The sequence below is a fragment of the Poseidonibacter parvus genome, from assembly GCF_001956695.1.
GTDB classification, from domain to species: domain Bacteria; phylum Campylobacterota; class Campylobacteria; order Campylobacterales; family Arcobacteraceae; genus Poseidonibacter; species Poseidonibacter parvus.
Window position 1 is genome coordinate 2,187,896 of the sequence record NZ_CP019070.1, and the last position, 26,324, is coordinate 2,214,219.

Genomic DNA, 26,324 nt, shown 5'->3' on the forward strand with positions numbered 1-26,324 from the left:
AGACGTTCCTATTTTAAATATATATTCTTATATTATAGCTAAAACATATTTGACAAACTTTTAATTTATAAAGGTAAAGTAATTACTGTTTCTAAACCTTTATATTCAATATCATCATAAATATATTTTTTATTATCAGATTCAATTTTACCATTCATATGTTTATCAATAATCTCTTTTGACATATAAAGCCCAATTCCTGTACCTTGAGATTTATGCTTAGTTGTAAAATACGGTTCATATATTTTTTCTAGAATATCTTTTCCTACTCCACCTGCATTATCTTTTATTTTAATTAACACCTCGTTTCCTTCTTTTAAAACATCAATAAATATTAATCTTTTTCCATCTTTTTCATCACAAAATGCATCTCTTGAATTATTTAAAATACTCATTATAACTTGAATTAATTCACTTTCAAATGCTTTTATATCAATTGATTCAATATCCTTAAGTACTTTTATTTTTTTATTTTTTAATTTTGAATTTAATAAATCTAATGTTTTATTACAGCATTCAAATAAAGAAAATTCTGTTTTCTCTTTTGTTGGCTTAAAAAAGTCTCTAAATTCATCAATTGTACTAGATAAACTTGTGGCAGAAAGTATGATAGAATCTAGAGTTTCAATCATAAATTTATCTTCTAAAATATCTAACTCTTTTTTTATTTTTAAGCCACTTGAACCAGTAGTAATTAAAGATAATGGTTGTCTCCATTGATGTGCAATATTTTCCATCATTTCACCAATTGCAGCCATTTTAGATTGTTGAGATAATATCCTATCTTTTTTAAGATTTTCATCAACAGCTTTTTTAATTCTTTGTTCTAATTCATTATTAATTAAAATTAATTCTTTTGTTTTCTCTTCGACTTTTAAACTTAATGATTTATTCATTTGTTTTAATAGTCTTTGTTTGTATAAAATAGCTAGAATAAGAATAGAAAGTACAGCAATTACTTGCCATATAACTGTAAAATCAAACTCTTTTTTATATTCTATTGTTAGCCATTTATTTAGAATACTATTTTTTGTTTCTTCATCTAAATTAATTACTATTTTATTTAATATTTTTTGTAATTGCACATCTTCTTTTTGTATTGCCATTCTAATACGAGTTACGTCATCAATTTTTCCAGAAATTTTTAAATTATCAATAAATTCAGTTTGTAATTTATACCAAGTTGTAGCATTAGTACCGATAAATCCAAAGACTTCTCCATTCTGAACTTTTCTTAATCCTTCATCTAAATCTTTAACAGGAATTATTTGAATATTTTTATATTTATTTTTTACTATTTCTAAAATTGAATAATCTTTAATTATTGCAATTTTCTTCTGTTCTATATCTCTGATATTAGAGATAAAAGGTACAAAGTTTTTAGTAATTAATACATGAGGTACATAAGCATAAGTTTGCGTAAAATTGAGTAATTCTTCTCTATATTTAGTTTTACTTAAAGCAGGTATTACTTCACATTTTTTATCTTTAATAAATTCTATACTCTCTTCAAAAGAGTTAGTCGCAACACTAAAAACAGGTAAACCTATTTTCTCTTCTATTAATTTCATATAATCAGAAATAAGACCTTCTATCTTATTATCTTTAAAATTACTATATGGCATAAAATTTTTAACTGCACATATTCTTATTTCTTTTTTATCTGCTAAATACTTTTTTTCTTTTTCTGTAAACTTTAAGTTCTCTATTTTTTTATCATAATAAACAAAATCATCAATATCAATTGCTTCTGTAGTTAATCCCATTACATTATATAAGTCATATATTCTTTGTATTTTTTCTTTTTTTACTTCTCCTAAATGACTAGTTTTAAAATATGCTAATTTTTTTAGCTCTCTTGCTTCATAAAGTAAGGCTTCTTTACTTAAATTTGAAACATTATATTTTTCAATAATTAAATCTGCAGCCTCATCCATATTTGAAAAAGCGTAGTTCCACCCTTTTATAGAAGCTTTTTTAAAGTTATCTACAGTTTCAATATCATCATTTATTAATTTTTCGCTTGTAAATAAAAAATCACTATACATATCAAAACCATACATTTTAGGGTCAAAAACATTATATTCAATTCCTTTTTGTTTTAAATCAAAAGGAGATTTCGATAAATATGCTGAAATAACATCTGTTTTTTTATTAATTAAATCATTAATATCATGAGTGTGTTTTATAAAATTCAAATCATCAAATTTAATACTATTAGAGCTAATCATAGATTTTAATGATACTTCACTAGCATCATCAATTGTAGTCATGATAGTTTTACCTTTAAAATCTTCTACTACCTCTATTTTCGATTCTTTTGTAGTTAATAAAACTAAAGGTGTAGCTTGGAAAAGGGCATAAAGAGCAACAATTTTTTGTTTACTTGTTCTTTCTAATAATAAAGTTTCTCTACCTACAGCAAAATCAAGATTACCTAAGCTTACTTCTTTTGGAATATTAATTCCAAATTCAAAAGGTTTTATTGTTACATCAAGGCCCAAATCTTCATAAAAACCTTTTTCTTTTGCTATATAGTAACCCGCAAATTGAAACTGGTTAAACCAAGAAAGTTGAATAGTAACAGGTTTTAAATCTTTTGCAAGTAAAGTAAATGGTAAAAATATAGTAATGATAAATAAAGATTTTAGGTAATTTATAAACAAGTATAATCCTTTATAGTGAGTTTATACTTTAGCATTTGTTATATTTATTTATATTTAAAATATAGCAGATATCTTAAAATTATTTAAGATATCTTTTTTTGTATTTGTTAGTGTAAGAAGTGTCTTTTCCCTGAGAAGTATAAAGCCATACCAAATTCATTAGCAGCTTCAATAATTTCGTCATCTCTAATTGAACCACCTGGTTCAATTACACATTTAACACCAGCTTCTTGCGCTGCATCAATACTATCTCTAAATGGGAAAAAAGCTTCAGATGCTAATACAGAACCAGATACATCAATACCTAAGTCTTCTGCTTTTCTTAAAGCAGCTTTTGCAGCATCAACTCTTGAAGTCATACCCATACCAACAGCAACCATTGCAGAATCTTTTACATATACAACACAGTTAGATTTAGTTAATGAAGCTACTTTATAAGCAATTTCCATATCTTTTTGTTCTTGTTCTGTTGCCGTTCTAGTTGATTTTAACTCAGAATTTTTAACTTCATCATCTTCAACTTTGTCAGCATCTTGATATACAAACCCACCATCAACAATTTTAAAGTTAAAAGCATCATTTGCCATTTCTAATTTTGCTGTACCTTGTTTAAATAATTTGATTCTTTTCTTTTTATTTAACTCTGCTTCAGCTTCTGCTGTAAAATCAGCTGCAAACACAACTTCTAAGAAAATCTCATTCATTTTAATGGCTAAGTCTAAATCAACTACACCATTAACAGCAACAACTCCACCAAATGCAGAAATTGGGTCACATCTAAGTGCTTGCTCATAAGATTCTAATAGAGTATCTTTAATAGCAAAACCACATGGATTACCATGTTTTACAATACAAACAGCATTGTCATCACCAAAAGCAGATGCAATTTTTGATGCACCTGAGATATCACCCATATTATTAAATGATGCTTCACCTTTTAGAGTGATAAATTTATTTGATAAGTGATTATCAAATTCGTATAATGCACCTTTTTGATGTGGGTTTTCACCATATCTAGTATCAAATACTTTAACACCCGTGATAAATTGTTTAGCACCCATACCGTTATTAAATCTTTTGTTCATATAATTTGCAATCATTGAATCATATGCAGCAGTATGCTCATATGCTTTAATCATCATATCACGTCTGAATTCAGCAGTGTTAGTGTCATTTTTAAGATTGTTTAAAACTACATCATAATCAATAACATCAGTAACAATAATTACAGAGTCATGGTTTTTAGCAGCTGATCTAACCATTGCTGGTCCACCAATATCAATGTTTTCGATAATCTCTTCAAAATCATCAGTTTTTTCAATTGTTGCTTTAAATGGATAAAGATTTACACATACTAAATCAATACCTTCAACACCTAATTCTTTTGCTTGGTCTAAATGTGATTGCTTATCACGTCTGTGTAAAATTCCACCATGAATATATGGATTTAAAGTTTTAACTCTTCCTTCAAAACACTCTGGAAACTTTGTAACTTCATTTGCTTCAATTACAGCAATACCAGCTTCTTTTAACTTATTATATGTTCCACCAGTTGAAATAATTTCATACCCAAGTGTTACTAATTCTTTTGCAAAATTTTCAACACCACTTTTATCACTTACACTAATTAATGCTCTCATTTACATCTATCCCTTTGATATATTTTAAATACTTATCTTTGTTGATGCGATTATATAAAATAATTAGTTAGTACTAGCTTTTACAATAAACTATTGCTATTGATATATATCAACATTATTAATTATTGTTCTATGTTAAAATCTTTTTTAAGAAAAAGGTTAACATGAAAAATTTATCACTTATCGCATATTTAGATTTAAAAGAGTCCTTACGAGCAAAATGGTTTGTAGTTTATTCTTTAGTATTTGGTGGAATGATTGCACTGTTTTTTATAGCAGGTGTAACACAATCACAGGTTATGGGTTTTAGTGGATTAAGCAGATTATTACTTATGTATATTCAAGTTACTATTGTAATACTCCCTATTTTTATTCTAATAACAACTGTAAGGTCTATTTCAGGAGATAGAGATAATCATATCTTAGAATATATGTTATCTTTTCCAATTTCCTTAAAACAATATTATTGGGGTAAGATTTTAGGTAGGTTTATTACTGTTTTTTTACCAGTATTTTTTGCAATGCTTATTGCAATTATCTATGGAGCATTAATTGGAGCTTCAATTCCTTGGGAAATATTCTTTTTATATACAGGTTTATTGTTTGCATTATCTTCTGCTTTTCTAGGAATTGCATTTTTTATATCCTCTTTCGTTAAATCAAGTGAAGTAGCACTTGGGATTTCATTTTTTATTTGGATATTTTTACTTGCATTTATTGATATAGCTTTAATATCTTTAATGATGCAAAACAGATTTGAAGAGTCAATGATAATTGCAATTGCACTAGCTAATCCTATGGAAATATTTAGAGTTGCTGCAATTTCACTTTTTGATCCTGAATTAACTGTTATGGGACCTGTTGCTTTTTATATCTTAGATACATTTAAGCAGTCGACATTTGTTTTATTTTCTATTCTTTATCCTATATTATTAGGAATTGGTTTTGCAATGTTAGGATTTAGAATATTTTCAAAAAAAGATTTAGTATAAGGGAAACTATGAAGAAAAAACTATTAAAAACATTATTAATATCAAGCATACTACTTACAAGTTCAAGTTTTGCAAGTGATAAACTTACAATTAACTTTACAAAAGAAACAAGTGGTGAAATAAGAAAATTAAAAATATATAAAAATCCTGCTTGGGCATCAAAAATTAATTTTTCAAATAAAAAGGAAGCTTTTTTCAGCTCTCCTAAATCTATGTTTGAGTTTTATTTTAATAAAAATAAATGGAAAAAATTTAATGTAAAAACAGTTGATGATATGGAAGATATACTTGTTACTGATTTTAAATCACATAAAATAATTGATGCAAAAAAAGCATATTTTATATATGGTTCAAATAAAATATCACCTGCCGGTGATGATTTAGTTTCATTTAGTAGCATTGAAGATGCCAAAAACTTTAAAGTTTCAAATAATGGAAGAAGAATATTTAGGTTTAGTGAAGTCTCAAATGCACTAATTAGACTTCTAAATGGTAGAATATAAACTTTAGTTTCTTACTAAAGGTTATATTTTGTTACTCTTTGAAACATTAAATTTATAAATTTCTTTCTAAATTTATAAAAATTAACACTTAATTAACACTTTCTTGACCTATATCATTTTTCAAAACAACTCTTACAGTTAAAATTAGTAAAGATTTTTAATAGAAATTATTAAAGAACCTAATACACATGGAAAGGAGTTTTAAGATGAAACCAATGCTTAGTAAAATTTCTTCTTTACTTATAGGTTCAGCTTTAGCTGTAACTGCAATTAATGCAGCTGAGGGTGAACTTTCAAAAGTAATGAAAGATAGAGGTTTATCAGAACAAGATGTTATTCGTGCAGCGAAAACATATAATCCAACAGGGGTTAAAGATAAATATGTAATTTTTTCTTCAGGTGGACAAAGTGGACAAGTAATTGTTTATGGTGTTCCTTCAATGAGGATTTTAAAATATATTGGTGTATTTACACCTGAACCTTGGCAAGGATATGGTTATGATAAAGATTCATTAGCTGTATTAAGACAAGGAAACATAAGAGGTAGAGAAATCAATTGGGGAGATACTCATCACCCTGCACTTTCAGAAATTGATGGAAAATATGATGGTAAATGGTTAGCTATTAATGATAAAGCTAATCCAAGAATTGCTGTAATTGACTTAGAAGATTTTGAAACAAAACAGATAGTTCCTAATCCTGTTTTTAAATCAAATCATGGAGGAGCATTCTTTACTCCAAATTCTGAATATATTATTGAAGCATCGCAATACGCAGCACCTTATGATAACAACTACCATGCAATAGATGACTATAAAGAGTCATATAGAGGTGGTGTTACAATGTGGAAATTCGACCATAAGATTGGTAGAATTAAACCAAAAGATTCTTATACAATCGAAATGCCTCCTTACCATCAAGATTTATCTGATGCTGGTAAAGGTATTAGTTACGGTTGGGGATTTACAAACTCTTTTAATACAGAAATGTATACAGGTGGGATTGAAGTAGGTAATCCACCAAATGAAGCGGGTATGTCTAGAAATGATACAGACTTCTTACATGTGTATAACTGGCAAAAACTAGCAGAAGTTGCTAAAGATCCAAAAAATGTAAAAGTAGTAAATGGACATAATATTATTCCTATGGATATTGCAGTTAAAAATGATGCCTTATTTTTAATTCCTGAACCAAAATCACCGCATGGTGTTGATGTTGATCCAACAGGTCAATATTTAATTGTATGTGGGAAATTAGATACTCATGCATCAGTTTATGATTTCACAAAAATTAAAAAACAAATTGATAACAAAGAATATATTGGTAAAGATCCATATGGTATTCCAATCTTAGATATGAAAAAATCTTTACATGGACAAGCTGAATTAGGACTTGGCCCTTTACATAATCAATATTCGCCAGTAGATGGAGAAGTGTATACTTCATTATATGTTGATTCACAAGTTGTTAAATGGAATTTTAAAGATTTAAAAGTTTTAGATAAAGAGAATGTTCACTACAACATTGGTCACTTAGCAGGTATGGAAGGTAAAACTGCTGATCCTCAAGGTGAGTACATCATTGCACTTAATAAACTTGCAATTGATAGATTCCAAAATGTTGGTCCTTTACATCCACAAAATCACCAGTTAATTGATATTTCTGGGAAAACAATGGATTTACTTGTAGATATGCCTTTACCTTTAGGTGAACCACATCAAGCAGTTGGTATTAGAGCAGAAAAACTACACCCACATGTAAGATATAAAATGGGTACAAATAGTAAAACTGGTAAACAACATATTGGTAAAACATTAGCAGGTCAAGAAAGAATTGAAAGAGATGGAAACCATGTAACAGTTTACTCTACATTAGTAAGATCACATATTAACCCAGAAAGAGTTACAGTTAATAAAGGCGATTTAGTTACTTTCCATATGACAAATCTAGAACGAGCTCAAGATGAAACACATGGATTTACAATTGGTGGCTTTGATCAACATGCATCATTAGAACCAGGTGAAACTACAACAATGGAATTTGTTGCAGATATTGAGGGTGTTTTCCCTTACTATTGTACAGAATTTTGTTCTGCACTTCACTTAGAAATGATGGGATATATGATGGTTAAAGATCCTAACAAAAAATATGTAAGTGCTCAAAAAATGAAAATGAAAACTATGAGTCCAGAAGAATTAAAAGCTGAATATGATAAAGCTGTTGCAGTAAATGCAGCAACAGATACAGTTATCCAATCAGTAGTTAAATTCCTAAAAGATAATAAATTTGGTGATCATAAAATTGTTGCTGATTTAGTTACAGATGCTTTTGACCAATATGGACAAATTCCTGCTGAAAAGAAAAAATCTGATGAAGCAGTTAAAGCTGGAAATATGGAAAAAGCTGTTTTACATGAAGGTATGATTTGGCAATTAATGGTTAAAACTGCTGATGTTGGTATTAGAGCAAAAGATACATTAGTTACAAAAATTGCAACTGAACAAAGTGCCGCAGCAGCAAGAGGTGCAACTGCATTTGCTGAAGGTGGTTGTAATGGTTGTCACGTAATTGGAAAAGTTTCTTCAGGTCCTGATTTAACAGGAGTTTTACAAAGACATGAAAATGGTGAGACATGGGTTAGTAAATTTATTATGGATCCAGAAAGTATGTATGAAGATCCATACATTGAAGGAATGATTGATTATTTCAAAATGAAAATGCCTAATCAAAATATGAGTGAAAAAGAAACAAAAGATATTATTGAATACTTAAAATGGATTGATGAAAATGCAAACCTTTTCTAGGATTTCAACTTATTAGAGTGATTAAAAAGGAAGAATTATCATATTCTTCCTTTTTTTATTGATAAGTATCAATACCAAAAATTTACATTTACGATAATCTATATTTATACTTAGTTCTAATTTATGATTTATAAATATAGCTTATATATTAGAACTTAAAAAGAAAGGATAATCAAATGCATCCAAGTTTTATAAAAGCAAAAATATTTGCTAGTCTTGCTCTTATTATTATGACTATTTCATTTACATTTCCAATGATAGCTTTTCACGGAACATTAAACAAAATACATGATGAAAAAATAGATGAGATATCACCAATGGCAATAAAGATATGGAACCTTTACAATCAAGGTAAATACAAAAGTACAACAACTCCAAAAGAAGCTCATAATGATTTATTAAAAATGATTGATACATCTTCAGAAATAGGTGTAGCTTCTCTTCCTATTTGGTCTTGTTCATTAGAAGCCCCAAACTATCCTAAGAAAGCATTTCCAGAAGGTATTCCTGTATATTTCCACTTTGATGGTTTTTCAGGTGAAGTTCATGAAATGAATACAATTAATCACTATGTTGGAATGGATCCAATGTGGAGAGGTGGCCAATTTGAACGAGAAATTGGTATTTATGCGCTTTTAGGATTATCATTATTAATGATATTCTTTATTATTTATGACAAAAAGATTTTAACAAAAATCATGATAATTCCAGCAGCACTACCATTACTTTTTATAGCTGATTACTCATATTGGTTATATTGGTTTGGTCACAATCTTCATGATTGGGGTGCATTTAAAATTAAACCTTTTATGCCTACTGTTTTTGGTGATGGGAAAATTGCACAGTTTACAACACATTCTTATCCTAGTATTGGGTTTTATCTTTTACTTGCAATTGGTATTTTTAGTCTTTTAGCAATTTTAGCTAAAAACAAAGCTATAAGAGAAACAGATAATAACTAAGGTTTTTTATGTATAAAATAATTCTAACTCTATGTCTATTATCATTTAATTTCCTAATAGCAGGTATTTTGCAAGATGCTATAGATAAAGCAGCAGAAGGCTCAATACTAAAGTTACCTAAGGGAGTTTATAATGGTTCAATTATTATTAATAAACCTATTTCAATTATAGGAAAAGAAGACGGAGTTATTATAAATGGTGAAGGTACAGGCACAGTAGTTGAAATAAAAAGCCCTTATGTGACATTAAAAAATCTAACAATTGTTAATAGTGGAAATAGACACGATAAAATTGATGCAGCAATCAAATTATCAAACTCTAAACAATCAGAAATTTCAAATTGTATTATAAAAGATTCACTATTTGGAATAGATGTTGCAATGACAAATAATTCTATTATTTCAAATAACTACATTACTTCAAAAGATCTAGAATTAGGTTTAAGAGGTGATGGATTAAGACTTTGGTATTCAAATGACAATATTGTAAAAAATAATAAAGTTATTAAATCAAGAGATATGGTAGTCTGGTATTCTCATGGTAATGACATTTCTGATAATTTTGGAGAATATAATAGATACTCACTTCATTTTATGTATGCAGGTAAAAATTTTGTTAGAAATAATACTTATCAATACAATTCAGTTGGGATTTTCTTTATGTATAGTAAAGACACAATTGCAACAGGAAATATAATAAAGAGTTCTTTAGGAGCAACGGGAATGGGTATTGGCTTAAAAGATGTATCAAATTTTACATTAAAAGATAATACAGTTATTTACAATGCACAAGGTATTTATATAGATAGATCGCCATTTGAACCTGATTCTAAAAACTGGGTTGAAAATAACAAAATTCTATATAACTCAGAAGCTATACATTTTCACTCACTTAGTGAAAATAATGTAATTAAAGGAAATACTATCTTAGGTAATATCGAAGATATTATCAATGATAGTAGAGGTGCAAAAACAGATGAGAATGATATAGAGGGTAATTACTGGGATAACTATGAAGGTTTTGATAAAAATGCAGATAATATAGGAGATACTCCCCATAAAGTCTATCAATATGCAGACCAACTTTGGATGTATAATAAAGACGTAAAGTTTTTTTATGGTTCACCTGTAATTACACTATTAAATTTTTTAGCAAAACTAGCACCTTTTTCACAGCCTGCATTTTTAATGCAAGACCCAAAACCAAAATTAAAGATGTAAGGATTTAATTATGGCAGAAATAAAAAAAGACAGAAGAGATTTTATTAAGTTTTCTACTTTAGGAATATTAGGAGTTGCACTAGGTGGAGGAATTATAATAAGCCCCTACGCATTAGAAGCACAAATGAAACTAAGACCACCTGGTGCAGTTTCAGAAAAAGAGTTTTTAGCTCTTTGTATTAAATGTGGTCAATGTTTACAAGTATGTCCATATCATTCAATTAAGCTTGCTGATATGGCAAAAGGGCATGGTGTTGGTACTCCGTATATAGATGCTTTAGAGCGTGGTTGTTATGCTTGTACAGCAGTACCTTGTGTGTTAGCATGTCCAAGTGGTGCACTTGACCATAGTTGTGAAAAACCTGAAGATATAAAAATGGGAATTGCCGTATTAGAATTTCCCAATAAATGTATCGCAATTACAAATACACCTGTTCCAAAAGGTCATAGTAAAAAGATTCATGATTTTACAAATAGCCAAAGAAATGTAACCCAACTTGAAAAAGATATGCTAGAAAAGCTAGATGGGTTTGAAGGCAAACAATGTACTATTTGTGCAGATATGTGTCCAATACCTAATCCACTAAGTGCTATTTCTATGATAGGCAGTGGTAATGGAAAGAAACCTGAAGTTTATGAAGGATGCATTGGATGTGGAGTTTGTGAAGAGTTATGTCCAGCAAATGAGCCTGCTATTGTAGTCAAACCTAGATTAACTTATGAAGATTATTATGTTAAAGGAATAAAAGCGTGATTAAAAAAATACTATTTACTACAGCCATTATTATACTTATTTTAGGTTGTTCAGAAAAAAAAGAAGAAGAAAAAGAGACTTCAAATAAAAAAGAAGCAATAGCACAAACACCATTGAAAATTGAAGTTGAAGAAAATAAAAATATTAAAGAAATAAAAGTTGAAGAAAAGAAACAAGAAAACAATAAAAATGAAACTTATTACTTTAATTATAATGGTGTAAAGACAGCTTACGACCCAAATTCAAAACCTGCAAATGAAGATGCAAAAATAAGAGTTAAACCAAGAACTGAACTAGATGCGAATATGCATGTTAGAAGTCCTTATGAAAAGATAAAAGTTTCACTTTTAGTAAAAAGTCTTAGTAAAGATTTTATCGTAAAATGTTCAGCTTGTCACAACGATTATGCAAATGGAATAATAGGACCTTCATTATTAGAAAAAGACGCAGATTCAATTTTTCAAAGCATTAGTAAATTTAAAAATGATAAAAATGCAAATGTGCTAATGACAGGATTAGTTAATCAAATGTCAAAGGAAGAGATTAGAAAAATAGCAGATGAAATTTATGAATTTAACAAACAAATTAGGGAGTTAAAATGAAAAATATAATAGCCGTAATTTCAACAATAATAGTTTTAGGACTAATGGCCTATACATATACTAATGGAAGAGCTTTTCAAGGTGGAGAAGCTGGAAAAATTATTGAAGATATGAAATATTTAGATAATAATTCAGTAAAAGCATCACTTCCAAAAGAAAATGAAAATATTGAAGAAGACAAAATTAAGGCCTTAAGAGATAAAGCTGGGAGTAATTCAATGTTTACAGTAAGTAATAACTATAAAAGTAAATGTGCTTCATGTCATGGGCGTGATGGCTCAGGATTACAAAATGGCAAGAAGTTGATGGGTCCAAAACTTATTGGACAATCTGAAGAAACGTTATACAAAGATTTAGTTGATTTTAAAGCAGGTAGAAAAGAGAATCTTATTATGAAAGGTTTACTAATAAACTTATCAGAGGAAGATTTAAAAGAGTATGCAAAAGAAATCTCTCAATTCAAAGCAAGAAGAGATGCTTTAGAAAAATAGCAATTTGCTGTTAGGAAATTAAAAATGGATAAATGGAATACAAGAGCAACAATAAAAAATACAACATTCTTCTCAACATTTTTTGATAAAACAAAAGAAGGAAAAACATTTCTCTCATATAGAATGAAAAGATGGATTGTAGTTATATCAATTCATTTATTGTTTTTCTTATCATTTGCAATAGATATACAAGCTTTAGAAGGAACACTCAATGGTTCAAGGTTTTTAGGATTTCATTTAATTGATCCTTTTACAACTATACAAGTTTTTTTATCTACTTATCATATGCCTATAAATGTAATTATAGGGACGTCTACAATTGTACTTTTTTACATTTTTATAGGAGGAAAGACTTATTGTTCATGGGTTTGTCCTTATGGAATTATTAGTGAGATTGGCGAAAAAATTCATAATACTTTAATAAATAAGAAGATAATTAAAGAAAGAAAATTTGATCATAGAATTAGACATGTTTTTTGGTTTATGTTTTTGATTATGGCAGCTACAAGTGGTTATTTAGTATTTGAAACTTTTAATGTTGTAGGAATATTAAGTAGATTTATTACTTATGGTTGGTCTTTAGCTTTAGGCTGGGTATTAGTAGTATTTTTAATTGAAGTATTTTTCTCTCGTCGTGCTTGGTGTACATATGTATGTCCAATTGGAACAACTTATGGCTATATTGGAAAAGTAAGTGCACTTAGAGTTCAATGGAATGATAATTGTGACCATTGTATGGTTTGTCATGATGTATGCTTTGAAAATCAAGTATTAGATTTAACAAAAGCAAAATATGATAAACAAAGAGAAGAAAAAGGTATAAAAACTCAATATGTAACAGGTGCTGATTGTACTTTATGTGGTAGATGTATCGATGTATGTCATGCAGATGCATTAAAATTCGATTTTAGATTAAAAGGTTTAGTATAAAATGATAAAAGTTTCAAATCTAACAAAAAAGTTTGCATCTCATATTTCATTAGATGATGTAAGTATTGAATTTAATAAAAATGAATATATAGCATTAATGGGACCAAATGGTGCAGGTAAAACTACACTTATTAGATCTATTTTAGGATACTATCATCCAAATTCAGGGAATGTATCAATAAATGGTATGGACCCAATTAAACAAAGAATTGAAGTATTAGACAAAATTTCTTTTGTGCCTCAACTTCCACCTCCAATTAAATTAAATCTTAATGAATTAATTCAGTATATAGAAGCTAGTTCAAACGTTGATAAAGAATTAATTATGCATTATGCAAATGAGATGAAATTAGATTTAAAAGCAAACTTAAATAAATCATTTTTTAAACTATCAGGTGGAATGAAACAAAAAATGTTAATTGCAATTTCCCTTGCTAAAAAAAGCAATATTATAATTTACGATGAACCAACGGCAAACTTAGATCCAGTAGCACGTGATGATTTTTATAGACTTTTAAAACAAAATGAAGATGAAAAGATTCTTCTTTTTGTAACTCATAGGCTTGATGAAGTTAAAGAAATTGTAAATAGACAGATATATATGGACTTAGGGAAAATTGTATCTGATGAAATTGTATAGGAACCAATATGAATAAAAAATTATTAAAAGCTTTGTTTATCTTTACTCTTTTACTCTCATTAACTTCTTGTGAAAAAAAAGTTCATACAGGCGTACATGAAATTCATTGGGATAGAGATATGTGTGCTAGATGTATAATGGTTGTAAGTGATAGAAATCAAACGGTTCAAATAGAAAATCCAAACACATCTGAACACCATGTCTTTGATGATATTGGTTGTACTATATTATGGTTTAAAGACCAAGATATAAAATGGAAAGATCAAGCAATTATTTGGATAAATGATATTAAAACATCAAAATGGATAAATGCAAGAACAGCTTTTTATGACACTATGAACGTAACACCAATGGCATATGGTTTTGGAGCTCATGAAAGTAAAGATACAATTCAAGAAGGTCTAGAAATTATTGATTTTGAAGAAGTTGAAAAAAGAGTATTAAAAATAGGAAGATAAAAGTAGTAGCATACTTAAAATGCTACTACTTTAAAAGAGATTAGAACTATAAATCTTGTTCAATTACTCTTTTAAATTTATTAAAGTAAGTATCAGATGCAGCATCCAACTCTTTATAAATATCATTGATAGAAATTTTATCACCTTGCACTAAACCAAGTCTAGAGCAATCAATATTTTTACTATCAGCTAATTTTTCAAATGCTGCGCAGTTTTCAGGTTTTACTTCAACAATAGCTCTACTTAAAGATTCAGAGAAAATATCTTTTGAATCATCTAAAGAAATACTAGCTTCAACTCCAAGTTTTCCAACTACTGCCATTTTAGCTAATGCAATTGCAATACCACCAACATTAACATCTTTTGCAGCTTCTAATAATGAAGATTTATTTGCTTCAATTACTGTATCCCAAAGTTTTAATTCATTTGTATAATTTACTTCAGGATGAGAACCAGCTACTACTGAATACATTTTTTTCATATATAAAGATCCACCAAACTCAGATTTAGTATCTCCTAAAATATATAAAACATTTCCTTCATTTTGAACACAAGAAGGTAAAACTTTGTTTGCATCATCATTAACACCAACCATTGCAATTGAAGGAGTTGGGAAAACACCAACACCATTTGTTTCATTGTATAATGAAACATTTCCACCAATTACTGGAGTATCAAGCTCTTTACAAGCTGTTTTAATTCCTTCACAAGAAGCAGCAAATTGCCACATTACTTCAGGATTTTCTGGATTACCAAAGTTAAGACAATCTGTAATTGCTTTTGGTGTTGCACCACTCATAGCTACATTTCTTCCTGATTCCATAACAGCTGCTGCTGCTCCTAATTCAGGGTCAATATAACATAATCTTGTATTACAATCAGCAGACATAGCTAAAGCTTTATCTGTTTCTTTAATTCTAATAGATGAACCATCTAACGAACCAGGTCCTTTGATTGTATTTGTTTGAACCATTGAATCATATTGAGAATAAACCCAAGACTTGTCAACTACTTCCATATCAGAGAATAAATCATCAAATGCAGCTTGATTTGAAATTTCTCTATCAAGTTTAATTTCATCAAGTCCATCTAAATATGCTGGTTTTGCAACTGGTCTATCTAAAATAGGAGCTTGTTCAGATACTGGTTGAACTGGAACTTCTGCACATTTTTCACCATGCCAGAATAATTCCATATTTCCAGTATTTGTAACTTCACCAATTACAGCAACATCTAATTCCCATTTTTCAAAAATATCAATAATAGCTTGTTCGCTACCTTTTTTTGCACAAATAAGCATTCTCTCTTGAGATTCAGAAAGCATAAAATCATAAGGAGTCATTCCTTCTTCACGTGCTGGAACTTTATCTAAATGCATAATCATTCCAGATTCACTTCTTCCTGCCATTTCAAATGAAGATGAAGTAAGTCCAGCAGCACCCATATCTTGAATACCAATAATTAAATCAGCTTTAAATAATTCTAAACAAGCTTCTAAAAGAAGTTTTTCAGTAAAAGGATCACCAACTTGAACAGTTGGTCTTTTTGATTCATTATCTTCTGTAAATGATGCAGAACTCATAACAGCTCCACCTAATCCATCACGACCTGTTTTTGAACCTACATACATAACTGGATTTCCAACACCTTCTGCAAGACCTAAGAAAATCTCATCAGCTTTTGCAAGTCCTAAAGTAAAGGCATTTACAAGATTATTTCCAGCATAACACTCTTCAAATGTAGTTTCACCACCAATAGTAGGAACTCCCATACAGTTACCGTATCCACCAATACCAGAAACAACACCTCTTAATAAAAATCTATGTTTTTGTGCAATTTCTGAATCACCTTCAATTCCAGCAAATCTAATTGAGTTCATATTAGCAATAGGACGTGCACCCATTGTAAATACATCTCTTAAAATTCCACCAACACCAGTTGCAGCACCTTGGTAAGGTTCAATAAACGAAGGATGATTATGTGATTCCATTTTAAACACAGCAGCATAGCCATCACCAATGTCAATAACACCAGCATTTTCACCTGGACCTTGAATAACCCATGGGGCTTTAGTTGGGAAACCATTTAAGTATTTTTTACTTGATTTATACGAACAATGCTCGCTCCACATAGCAGAGAAGATACCAATTTCTACATAGTTTGGTTCTCTTCCTAAAATTTCTTTGATATTATCTAATTCTTCAAGTGTTAAAGAGTGAGCAAGTGCTAACTCTTCTAAATTCATGTCTTTGTTTTGCATCTTTAGCCTTAAATATGGTAGTTATAATTAAGGCGAGTATATCTAAAAAAGGGTTAAATTTACTTTTAACCTTCTACTAAAATTTTAACTTCATTATTAACTATTTCTAAAAATAGTTCTTTTTTACCGTTAAAATTTACAGTTGGACTTACATATTTTTGATCCATTAGTATCTTAAACATACGCTTATTTAGAGAGTTTGGATAAGGTGTGATACTTATATTTGAAAATCTAATTTTTTTTCTTTCTCTTTTAGAAAAAATTCTTTTTTTATATCTTGAAAATTTTTGAAAATCACTTCCATCATCTTTTTTAAATTCAGGCGAGTAATATTTCAAATAACTTTTTATATCAGATTTTTTCCAAGAATCTTTCCATTTAAAAATAGAAGAAAGAATTAATGAAATTTCTTCTTTTTTAGCTTTTTCAAATTCTTTGTCACTAGTTAATAAAAGTGCGTTATCTAAATCTATATTTTTATCAAGTTTTTCAAGTTCAGGATTATCTAAAGCGATACATCCTCTTGTATATTTCTCTCTTTCTTCATTTTTTAAAGGCATTCCATGAATCCAAATACCATAACCTTTTTTATCTAGAGTTCTATCAAACCTATTAGGATATGATGTAACTAAAGCAAGAGGTCCATAAAACTGGTCTAAATTAGTTTTTTTACTTGTTAATTCATATACACCTTCAGGAGTCTTTTTATCACCTTCTAAATATTTATCACCTTCTTTTTCACCTACAATTACACTATTTCTAGTTATTAAACTAGACTGATTATCATTGATTTCATAAAGTTCTAATTCAGATTTTTCTTTGTGTGTTAATATTACATATTTTTTTGTTTCATAATAACCTAAATCTACATTTTTATTTTCTAAGTAATTATCCCAATATTTTTTATCTTTTAAGCTATCTTCAAGTTGTTTCTCTACAGCTGAAAGCCCTTGAAGTCTATATAAATTCACTAAATCATTTGCAAAAATATTAATAACCATACATAATAAAATTATGATTTTATTCAATTGTATCTCCATATTATTTTTTAAGTTGCGCAATTGTATAATACTTGTTCTAATTTTTTAATAAAAAGTGAATTAACAGTGAAAAAAATCATCTTATCTATTATTATATTTTTTAACCTTTTGCACTCTGCAGAAGTTAAAGAAATTCCATGGCCTTCAGGAGAAAGCTTTCTAACATTTTTAGAAAAATATGCTATTCCCCAAAAATTATATTTCGATCTTGAAAAAGAAGATAAAGAATTATGTTCAGAAATTGTTGCAGATAAAAGATTTTATCTTTATTTAAATGATGACGAAAGTTTTAATCAAGTTTTAATACCAGTATCAGAAGATATTCAATTACATATTTATAAAGAAAGTGATGGGACTTTTAAATTTCAAACTTTACCAATAAACTATGTAGAATATAATGAGACAGTTGCAATTCCTGTAACAGTTTCAGTTTCACATGATATCCAAAAAGCTACAGGAGATGTTGCTCTTGCTCTTCAATTAAAATCATTGTTTAAAGGTATAGTTGATTTTAGAAAAATGCAAAAAGGTGATTTTATTGCATTAAAATATACAAAGAAAAGTCTTCTTGGACGTCCACATGGATTGCCTGAGTTAGATGCGGCAATGGTTGAAATTAGAGGTAAAAAATATTATAGAATAAAAAATAATAAAGATGATAAATATTATGATGAAAAAGGAAAAGGTTTTACAAAAACATACTTTTTCAAAATACCTTTAACTTACAAAAGAATTTCAAGTGTTTTTACTAAAAAAAGATGGCATCCTGTTTTAAAGAGATATAGAGCTCACTTAGGTACAGATTTTGCAGCGCCTAGAGGAAGAAAAATATACGCAGCAGGTGACGGAAGAATTGAATTTAAAGGTCGTAGAGGTGGATATGGTAATACTATTATTATAAACCACAGAAATGGCTATAAAACTCTATATGCTCACCAAAATGGATTTAGAAAAGGTCTAAAAAGAGGTGCAAATGTTAAAAAAGGTCAACATATTGGATATGTTGGAAGTACAGGACTTAGTTCTGGACCACATTTACATTTAGGTGTTTATAAAAATGGTAAAGCTGTTGATCCTTTAAAAGTAATAAGAAGACCTAAAACAAATGGTTTAAGTGGAAAACATAAAGCTACATTCTTAGCTAATTCAAAAAAGATAACTGATAAATTTAAATCAGAAATGCAAAGCGAAAATAGACAAAAAGCTACAAGATTAGATAGACTTACATATAAAAGTGATGTAAAAAAAATATAAGGATAAAAGTTCATGCCTCAAGATCAAATTATAAAAGACCCTAGTAAACTTTTAGAAGAACTTGAGAACTTACATCCAAGTGATATTGCAAATAGTCTAAAGAAAATTGAAAAACATAGCGAAGATGACTTTTTCTTCGTTTTAAAAAAACTTCCAGATGACATCTTAGGAGAGGTACTACTTGAGTTACCTGAAAACTTAAGAGAAAATGCTTACTCTGAACTTACAATTGAACAATTAACAGAAGCTGTTGATGAGCTTGAATCTGATGATCAAACTGATATTATCCAAGAGCTTGAAGAGTTCGATGAAGAAAAAGCAAAAGAAATTTATGATGGATTAGAAGCAGAAGATCAAAAAGAAATTGACTGGCTTAAAACTTATGAAGAAGATCAAGCTGGTTCGTATATGCAGACTGAGCTTTTTTCTGCAAACTTAAATGAAACAATAAAAGCTTCACTAGATAGACTAACAGAAGGAAAAGCACGAGATGAACTAGAAAATATCCATCAGGTATTTATAGTAAATGATGATAAAAAACTAATTGCTTCAATCTTACTTGAAGATTTAATTATTATTGATTTTAAAAAAACTTATGCAGAAGTTTTAAGTGAATATGATGAAAATAGGTTTAGTCCTTTTGTTGTTCAAGATAAAGATGATATTGATGATGTTGCAAAAAAGTTTGAGAAATATGATTTAAATGTAGTTGCAGTTGTAGGATATCAAGATATGCTAATGGGAAGAATTACATCTGATGATATTTTAGATGTAATTGAAGAAAATGCGACAGAACAAATGTACCAACTAGCTGGAGTTGATGATGACTTTGAGCATGAAGATAATCTTTTCGCAACTGCTAAAAAAAGAGCAATGTGGTTATGTTTAAATCTTGGAACTGCAATTTTAGCTTCATTAGTCATAGGTATTTTTGATGAAACAATTCAAGCTTATGTAGCACTTGCAATTTTAATGCCAATTGTTGCATCAATGGGTGGAAATGCAGGAACACAAACCTTAGCAGTTATGGTTAGACAGTTAGCATTAGGTAATATTGAACTTGAACACGCAAGAGATGCCGTTAAAAAAGAAGTAATAATAGCTTTATTTAATGGTTTACTATTTGCTATTATTATGGGTGTGATTGCTTGGGTTTGGTTTGATGAAAAACTTTTAGGTCTTGTAATAGGTCTGTCAATGATTTTAAACTTATTCTCTGCTGGTTTCTTTGGAGCATCAATACCTTTAATTCTTAAAAAGTTTGATATAGACCCAGCTATTGGAAGTACAGTTTTACTTACAACTGTAACAGATATTGTTGGTTTCTTCTCTTTTTTAATGCTTGCAAAAGTGATCTTATTATAAAAAATAACAAAGAATTTTAATTCTTTGTTATAAATATTTTTATTTTGTTAATGAAGATGAAACTATAGATAAGAACTCATCTTTAGTTTTTTTATTAGATTTAAATAAACCTCTAAGTGCTGAAGTAACTGTAGTAGAACGAATTTTCTGAACACCTCTCATTTCCATACACATATGTCTTGCATCAATCATAACTGCTACACCTTTTGGTTGTAAATGCTCATTTAAAGCATCACAAATTTGCTCTGTTAATTGCTCTTGAATTTGTAATCGTCTTGCAAAAACATCAATAACTCTAGGAATCTTAGAAAGTCCAACAACTTTTCCATTTGGAATATATGCAACATGTGCTTTACCAATAATTGGAAGCATATGATGTTCACATTGAGAATAAAATTCTATATCTTTTACTACAACCATTTCATCATTTGTTGAAGTAAAAAGTGCTTTTTGTAAGATTTCTTTTGGATCTTCTTTATACCCACTACATAAAAACTCTAGTGATTTTCTTACTCTACTTGGAGTATCTAATAACCCTTCTCTACTTGGGTCTTCTCCAACATGTTCTAATATCTTTTTAATAGAATTTTCGAACTCTTCATTTTTATCCATAAAATATTTCCTTTAACCTTTTATCATATTCCCCATATCCCAAATTGGTACAAAAACTGCAAGAACAATCCACAGAATTAAACTCATAATACCAAGTAAAAAAAATGGCTCAATAATAGATGTTAATAAATTGATTTTTTCATTAAATCTATTTTTATATATCTTCTTTATTTCAGCTACTGTAATGTCTAAAGAATTAGATAATTCCCCTGTATTAATCAGGTTTAAAGCAATATCATTAAAAATATCAGCTTTTTTAAAAGAATGACTTATTCCTTTACCATTTTGTAGTAAATTGTCAATAAGCGACATTTTATCTAAAAGGTATTTATTTTTAATTAAAACTTTTGATGAGATAAAAGATTTGTGAAATTCATATTTAGATTTAAGCATAATATCTAAAAGTAAAAAGAACTTGTACAACTGCATATTCAAATAAATGTCTTTCACTAGAAATATTTTTTTCACTAGTAGTTTGTGAATAAAATATTTAAATCTTTCATCTTTTTTATAAAACAAATAACATATAAAATATGCTAAAGGAAATATACTAAGAATTAAAACTATATAGTTTTCAAATAAATACTGAACTTGCAATAATACTTTTGTAGCAAGAGGAAGTTCTGTAGTTGATTGTTCAAATATTAATTTAAATTTTGGAATTACAAAATAAAAAATTGATATTAATGAAAAGAAAAAACTTATTAGTAAAATTATAGGATAAGTAATAGCTTTTATAAAATTCTTTTTTATTTCATTTGATTCTTTTAAAAGTTCATACAAAGCTTTAATATTTTCATTAATATTACCATTGTCTTGGGAAATATCAAAAAAAGAACCTACTAAATAATTTATTTTGTAAATTTCTAATTCTTTAGAGATTTTACTATTACTTGTTAGTGAGGTTTTTAATGTATTTAAAAAAGATAAAATTGTTTTATCTTTTCTATTTTTAATCAAAATATTCAAACTATCAAGAAGAGTCATATTTGATGAAAGCATAAGGTTTAATTCATAAAAAACATTTATTAAATGTTTGTCTTTTATTTGCTTTTTATTATCAAATAAATTTTGAAAATCTAAATTTTTAATTTCTTTGATACTAATTATATTTGAAGGTAATTCTTCTTTTGAGATATCACTAGTATTAATATCTTTTCTTTGTATTCCTTTACTATTTTCAAAGGTTAATCTATATTTTTTCATTAATAATTTACAACTTTAAAAACTTCATCCATTGATGTAATATTTAAGGATACTTTCATTTTTCCATCATCCATAATTGTTTTAAAATTAATAGTTTTTAGATATTGTTTGATTTTATTAATATCTTCTTTTTTAAAAATCATTGAAGATATATTTTCGTCTATATTTAAAACTTCTGCTATACATGACCTATCATAATACTTTGTATAATTACACTTTTCACAGCCTTTTGCTTCACAATATTTACAATAATTTAATACTAATCTTTGAGCAAGTATTAGTTTTAAAGTACTTGAGATTAAAAAAGGATCGGCATTTAAATCCATAAGCCTTGAAATAGTTTCAACTGCATTATTTGAATGAATACTAGCTAGAACTAAATGTCCAGTTAATGAAGCTTGCAGTGCGATATCTAATGAAAACTTATCTCTAATTTCTCCAATGAAAATAATATCAGGGTCTTGTCTTAAAATATTTTTTAATATGACTTCAAAACTCAACCCTACTTTTGAATTAACAGCTATTTGCGAAATTGAATCAATTTTATATTCAATAGGATCTTCAACTGTTATTATCTTCTTTTCATCTGAATTTAATTCTTGTAAGATTGAATATAAAGTTGTTGTTTTACCAGCACCTGTAGGTCCTGTAATTAGTAATAAACCTTGCGTTAATTTTAAAGCTTTTTTCAAAGTTAAAAATACATCTGAAGATAGGCCTAAATCTTCAATGGATTTATTTATATTTTTCTTATCAAGTATTCTTATTACTAGTGATTCAGATTGACTTGTAGGCATAGTTGAGAGTCTAAAGTCAAAAACCTCACTTTCTACTTTTATTGAAAAACGTCCATCTTGAGGTAGTCTTGTTTGCGTGATATCTAAGTTTGCAATAAGTTTTATATAAGAAGAAATTATTTTTAATAGTTCAATATTAAAAGAGAAAAAAATCTTTAACTTTCCATCAACTCTAAATCTAAATAATACAAGATCATTAAACTCTTCAATATGAATATCACTTGCTCGTGTGATAATTGAAAAGTTTATTAAGCATTCTATAAAGTTTTCTATATGTTTATCATTACTATTAATTTTATCTATTGCTTTACATGAGAGTTCAAATAAAGTCATTTTTATATCAAGAAAACTTAATAAAAATAGTAATTCATTAGTAGATATTTGTTTGAATTTTAATACTTTATTAAAATCATTATTTATGTTTAATAGCTTTGATTCTTTACAAACGAAGAAGTCTAATGAAATATCATTTTCACAAATAGGAACAATTTTATTTTTTAGAAAATATTCCTTATCATAAGTTTTAAATAGTTTGTAATCTATAAGAATATTATTCATGATGTAACCTTAAATTTATTTTTTTATCTTTATTAGTTAAAAGAACCCTATTCTTTTGAACCTCTGTGATTTTATAATCTAAAACTTCATCATTTAGGCTATACCAAGTACTATTTATTAAAATATGATTTGCAACAATTGCTTTTAATTCAAGTTTATTATTAGTTTTTCTAATTTCTTTTTCAACCTTTTTTGACTTAATTTCAGAACTTACTTTCTTTTGTTTCTTTTTCAAATAATATTTTTTAAATTCAGTATTAATCTCAAAATTATAAATATTTAGATTTTTCGTTTTTGAAATATTTAATAAACTAATATTTGAATAATTATTTAGATTTTCTAGTTTATTTATAAGATCTTTGATTTTTAAAATAGAAGTTTTACCTTTAATAAGTAAATTATTATTCTTATAATCAATAAAGTCTATTTTTATTTTGCTAGAAGCTAGATACTTCTGTAGATCATTTATAATTTTAAGATATGATTTATTAAACTTTTTATTTTTAAGAGATTCTAAATTATATTCATTTGATCTTATTAATTTAGTATTGTAATCTACATAAAAATAAAGGTAGAAATAAACAAAAAATAGAGGTAATATAAATAATTGTAATTTAACTTTATTACTACTTTTACAGTAACTATTTACTATTGATTTTAACATTTAAAATACTTGTAAATATTTTTTTTGAACTTACTTCGCTAATACTATTAGATACTAAATTCTTTTGGTAATACTTTAAAAATAAATATATATTATTTTTATCTTTTGACTGTACTTTTATCTTCATGTGAGTACCTGTATAATTTAATGAAATTAATTCTAATCCATATTTACTAACAGTATTTATTAGTTTATTGTACTCTTCTTCATAAGGTTTAAATTTTAGAGTTTTTAAAGTTTTTAAGTATTCATTTTTTATGATCTCTTGTTTCTTTTGAATATCTTTTGTATAGGAAAGCTCTTCATAGTTTTTATAACCTACTGAGGCACCAATACATACAAATATATAAGACAAATACAAAAGAAAAACTTTTTTACTTTTTTCATTAATATTCTTTAAATTCGAAATATTTGAAGATATTAAATTCTTTTCTATTATCTTTTCAATTTCAAAATCATCCAAGTGAACAACATTTTTAATTGTGATATTAAAATTTTTATTTATATACTTTAAGAGTTCATTTTGAGAATATTCTTGATTAATTTTTTGGTAGGTATAAATTTTGTTTTTTTGAAATATAACAAAAGAATCTTTTGTTATATAAAGAGTAAATTCAGTTGATACTTCTTTTTTTGTATGCAACAATTCAAATATCATATATTTAAATTTATTATCAAAAATGAAGATTTGGTATTGATTTGAATATTCAAGGAAAATACAATAAATAGTATTTGAAGAATTGTAATTTATATTATTTAACTTTAAAGAAGTATATACAAATTTTTTAATATTTTTTTCTAATATTTTTTGTGAAACATCAATTATGATACTTCTTATATCAGAATCTTTTGCAATATTTTCCATATAAACCAACTTAAAATAATTTTATAAGTTACTTTATAATAAAAAAATTATATTTTAATTAAAAATAATAATTAATATTTTTATTTAAAAATTAATTCTAAACAGAAATATCTGTTTAGAATGTTACATCATAACCAAGCTCTCTAAGACCTTGCTTATCTTTTGTCCAGCCTTTTTTAATTGAAACAAATAGTTCTAGGAAACATTTTCTTCCAGTTAATTTCTCAATTTTTAGTCTTGCGTCTTTTCCTATTCTTTTAATAGCTTCTGCATTCTTACCAATAATCATTCCCTTTTGTGTTCCTTTTTGAACAATAATAGTAGCTTTGATTACATCGATTTTTGGTTTTTCTTCTACTTTATTAATAAGTACATCTGTTTCATATGGAATTTCATCAGAAATATTCTCAAAAATTGATTCTCTAATAAACTCTTTAAAAATATCTCTCATATGTTCAGTTGTCATGATTTCAGGGTCAAATAAATATGGATGTTCTGGTAAGTGCTTAACAACATCATCTAAAATATTTCCATGCGTTGTACCCTTTTTAATTGATACTGGAATAATTGATTCATATTTATCAGAATGAACTTGATACTCTTTCATTTTTTCTAATACTTCTTCGTTAGTAACATTATCAACTTTTGTAAGTAATAAAATATGTTTTACATTTTTTTTGTTTTTAACTAAAAAATCTTCGTAATGAGTTAGTTTATCTGTAACAGGTGCTAAAAATAGAATTAAATCACAATCACCCATTGCTTTTAATGCTTCATCTAACATGAATTTATTTATAAGTTTTTCTGTTTCATGGATACCTGGAGTATCTACAAATACAATTTGATCATCTTCATGCATTACAATTATATTTGATCTTTTTCTTGTAGCATTGGCTTTATGTGAAACCATTGCAATTTTTTCACCAACTAGCCAGTTTAATAGTGAACTTTTACCTGCATTTGGACGTCCTACTACTGATACATAACCACATTTAGTCATTTTTTCTCCTTAAGCAATTTATTGCTCTAATATTCCGCAAT

Annotated in this window: 23 protein-coding genes; 13 read left to right on the forward strand and 10 right to left on the reverse strand. The window is 27.5% G+C overall.

The features are described 5' to 3' along the window. Window positions 1-65 precede the first annotated feature (65 nt). On the reverse strand, window positions 66-2,666 hold the full coding sequence (locus tag LPB137_RS10735) for an ABC transporter substrate-binding protein (RefSeq protein WP_228144663.1): 2,601 nt from the start codon (window positions 2,664-2,666) through the stop codon (window positions 66-68). 107 nt (window positions 2,667-2,773) lie between these two features. After that, window positions 2,774-4,306 carry a bifunctional phosphoribosylaminoimidazolecarboxamide formyltransferase/IMP cyclohydrolase gene (gene purH, locus LPB137_RS10740; RefSeq protein WP_076087887.1) on the reverse strand — a complete coding sequence of 511 codons (1,533 nt, stop codon included), beginning with the start codon at window positions 4,304-4,306 and terminating at the stop codon, window positions 2,774-2,776. 164 nt (window positions 4,307-4,470) lie between these two features. On the opposite strand from purH, the gene LPB137_RS10745 reads away from it, so the two are divergent. The 11 genes from LPB137_RS10745 to LPB137_RS10795 all read left to right on the forward strand — a co-directional run bounded on the left by LPB137_RS10745 (window position 4,471) and on the right by LPB137_RS10795 (window position 14,662). Continuing rightward, window positions 4,471-5,298 carry an ABC transporter permease gene (locus tag LPB137_RS10745; RefSeq protein WP_076087889.1) on the forward strand — a complete coding sequence of 276 codons (828 nt, stop codon included), beginning with the start codon at window positions 4,471-4,473 and terminating at the stop codon, window positions 5,296-5,298. Between the two features lie 8 nt (window positions 5,299-5,306). Further along, window positions 5,307-5,801 (forward strand): nitrous oxide reductase accessory protein NosL, encoded by a 495-nt coding sequence (locus tag LPB137_RS10750; RefSeq protein WP_076087892.1) that lies wholly within the window; start codon window positions 5,307-5,309, stop codon window positions 5,799-5,801. A 206-nt stretch (window positions 5,802-6,007) separates the two neighbouring features. Further along, the gene (nosZ, locus tag LPB137_RS10755) at window positions 6,008-8,605 is read left to right on the forward strand and encodes a Sec-dependent nitrous-oxide reductase (RefSeq protein ID WP_076087894.1); all 2,598 of its coding nucleotides are present in this window, start codon (window positions 6,008-6,010) and stop codon (window positions 8,603-8,605) included. Between the two features lie 176 nt (window positions 8,606-8,781). Next, entirely contained in the window at window positions 8,782-9,567 is a 786-nt protein-coding gene (locus LPB137_RS10760) for a cytochrome C (RefSeq protein WP_076087896.1), read from the forward strand. A gap of 8 nt (window positions 9,568-9,575) precedes the next feature. Further along, entirely contained in the window at window positions 9,576-10,787 is a 1,212-nt protein-coding gene (locus LPB137_RS10765) for a nitrous oxide reductase family maturation protein NosD (protein ID WP_076087898.1), read from the forward strand. Window positions 10,788-10,797: 10 nt separating this feature from the next. Further along, on the forward strand, window positions 10,798-11,541 hold the full coding sequence (locus LPB137_RS10770; RefSeq protein WP_076087900.1) for a 4Fe-4S dicluster domain-containing protein: 744 nt from the start codon (window positions 10,798-10,800) through the stop codon (window positions 11,539-11,541). Beyond that, the gene (locus tag LPB137_RS10775; protein ID WP_076087902.1) at window positions 11,538-12,143 is read left to right on the forward strand and encodes a c-type cytochrome; all 606 of its coding nucleotides are present in this window, start codon (window positions 11,538-11,540) and stop codon (window positions 12,141-12,143) included. Before LPB137_RS10770 ends, LPB137_RS10775 begins: the two co-directional genes overlap by 4 nt. Then, window positions 12,140-12,634 (forward strand): c-type cytochrome, encoded by a 495-nt coding sequence (locus LPB137_RS10780; protein ID WP_076087905.1) that lies wholly within the window; start codon window positions 12,140-12,142, stop codon window positions 12,632-12,634. The genes LPB137_RS10775 and LPB137_RS10780 overlap by 4 nt, the downstream gene beginning before the upstream one ends. Window positions 12,635-12,658: 24 nt before the next feature. After that, window positions 12,659-13,564 (forward strand): NapH/MauN family ferredoxin-type protein, encoded by a 906-nt coding sequence (locus tag LPB137_RS10785; RefSeq protein ID WP_076087907.1) that lies wholly within the window; start codon window positions 12,659-12,661, stop codon window positions 13,562-13,564. A 1-nt stretch (window position 13,565) separates the two neighbouring features. Further along, on the forward strand, window positions 13,566-14,204 hold the full coding sequence (locus LPB137_RS10790) for an ABC transporter ATP-binding protein (protein WP_076087909.1): 639 nt from the start codon (window positions 13,566-13,568) through the stop codon (window positions 14,202-14,204). A gap of 8 nt (window positions 14,205-14,212) precedes the next feature. Further along, window positions 14,213-14,662: a hypothetical protein gene (locus LPB137_RS10795; RefSeq protein WP_076087912.1), complete on the forward strand. Its 450-nt coding sequence runs from the start codon at window positions 14,213-14,215 to the stop codon at window positions 14,660-14,662. A 46-nt stretch (window positions 14,663-14,708) separates the two neighbouring features. On the opposite strand, the gene purL is transcribed toward LPB137_RS10795, so the two are convergent. Both purL and LPB137_RS10805 read right to left on the reverse strand, forming a co-directional pair. Next, the gene (purL, locus tag LPB137_RS10800) at window positions 14,709-16,922 is read right to left on the reverse strand and encodes a phosphoribosylformylglycinamidine synthase subunit PurL (protein ID WP_076087914.1); all 2,214 of its coding nucleotides are present in this window, start codon (window positions 16,920-16,922) and stop codon (window positions 14,709-14,711) included. 65 nt (window positions 16,923-16,987) lie between these two features. Beyond that, a complete protein-coding gene (locus LPB137_RS10805) occupies window positions 16,988-17,950 on the reverse strand; it encodes a L,D-transpeptidase family protein (RefSeq protein ID WP_228144664.1) in 963 nt (320 codons plus the stop codon). A gap of 78 nt (window positions 17,951-18,028) precedes the next feature. On the opposite strand from LPB137_RS10805, the gene LPB137_RS10810 reads away from it, so the two are divergent. Beyond that, on the forward strand, window positions 18,029-19,216 hold the full coding sequence (locus LPB137_RS10810) for a peptidoglycan DD-metalloendopeptidase family protein (protein ID WP_076089353.1): 1,188 nt from the start codon (window positions 18,029-18,031) through the stop codon (window positions 19,214-19,216). Window positions 19,217-19,228: 12 nt separating this feature from the next. Further along, the gene (gene mgtE, locus LPB137_RS10815; protein ID WP_076087916.1) at window positions 19,229-20,581 is read left to right on the forward strand and encodes a magnesium transporter; all 1,353 of its coding nucleotides are present in this window, start codon (window positions 19,229-19,231) and stop codon (window positions 20,579-20,581) included. Between the two features lie 39 nt (window positions 20,582-20,620). On the opposite strand, the gene folE is transcribed toward mgtE, so the two are convergent. The 6 genes from folE to era all read right to left on the reverse strand — a co-directional run bounded on the left by folE (window position 20,621) and on the right by era (window position 26,283). Further along, on the reverse strand, window positions 20,621-21,193 hold the full coding sequence (gene folE / locus LPB137_RS10820; RefSeq protein ID WP_076087918.1) for a GTP cyclohydrolase I FolE: 573 nt from the start codon (window positions 21,191-21,193) through the stop codon (window positions 20,621-20,623). 12 nt (window positions 21,194-21,205) lie between these two features. After that, window positions 21,206-22,399, reverse strand: coding sequence for a type II secretion system F family protein (locus LPB137_RS10825; RefSeq protein ID WP_076087920.1), 1,194 nt, complete (start codon window positions 22,397-22,399; stop codon window positions 21,206-21,208). Next, the gene (locus LPB137_RS10830; RefSeq protein WP_076087922.1) at window positions 22,399-23,754 is read right to left on the reverse strand and encodes a GspE/PulE family protein; all 1,356 of its coding nucleotides are present in this window, start codon (window positions 23,752-23,754) and stop codon (window positions 22,399-22,401) included. The genes LPB137_RS10825 and LPB137_RS10830 overlap by 1 nt, the downstream gene beginning before the upstream one ends. After that, window positions 23,747-24,418, reverse strand: a complete 672-nt coding sequence (locus LPB137_RS10835) for a hypothetical protein (protein WP_076087924.1) — start codon at window positions 24,416-24,418, stop codon at window positions 23,747-23,749. Before LPB137_RS10835 ends, LPB137_RS10830 begins: the two co-directional genes overlap by 8 nt. After that, window positions 24,396-25,283, reverse strand: coding sequence for a hypothetical protein (locus LPB137_RS10840; protein ID WP_076087926.1), 888 nt, complete (start codon window positions 25,281-25,283; stop codon window positions 24,396-24,398). Before LPB137_RS10840 ends, LPB137_RS10835 begins: the two co-directional genes overlap by 23 nt. A gap of 115 nt (window positions 25,284-25,398) precedes the next feature. Next, window positions 25,399-26,283: a GTPase Era gene (gene era / locus LPB137_RS10845; RefSeq protein ID WP_076087929.1), complete on the reverse strand. Its 885-nt coding sequence runs from the start codon at window positions 26,281-26,283 to the stop codon at window positions 25,399-25,401. Between the last annotated feature and the right edge of the window lie 41 nt (window positions 26,284-26,324).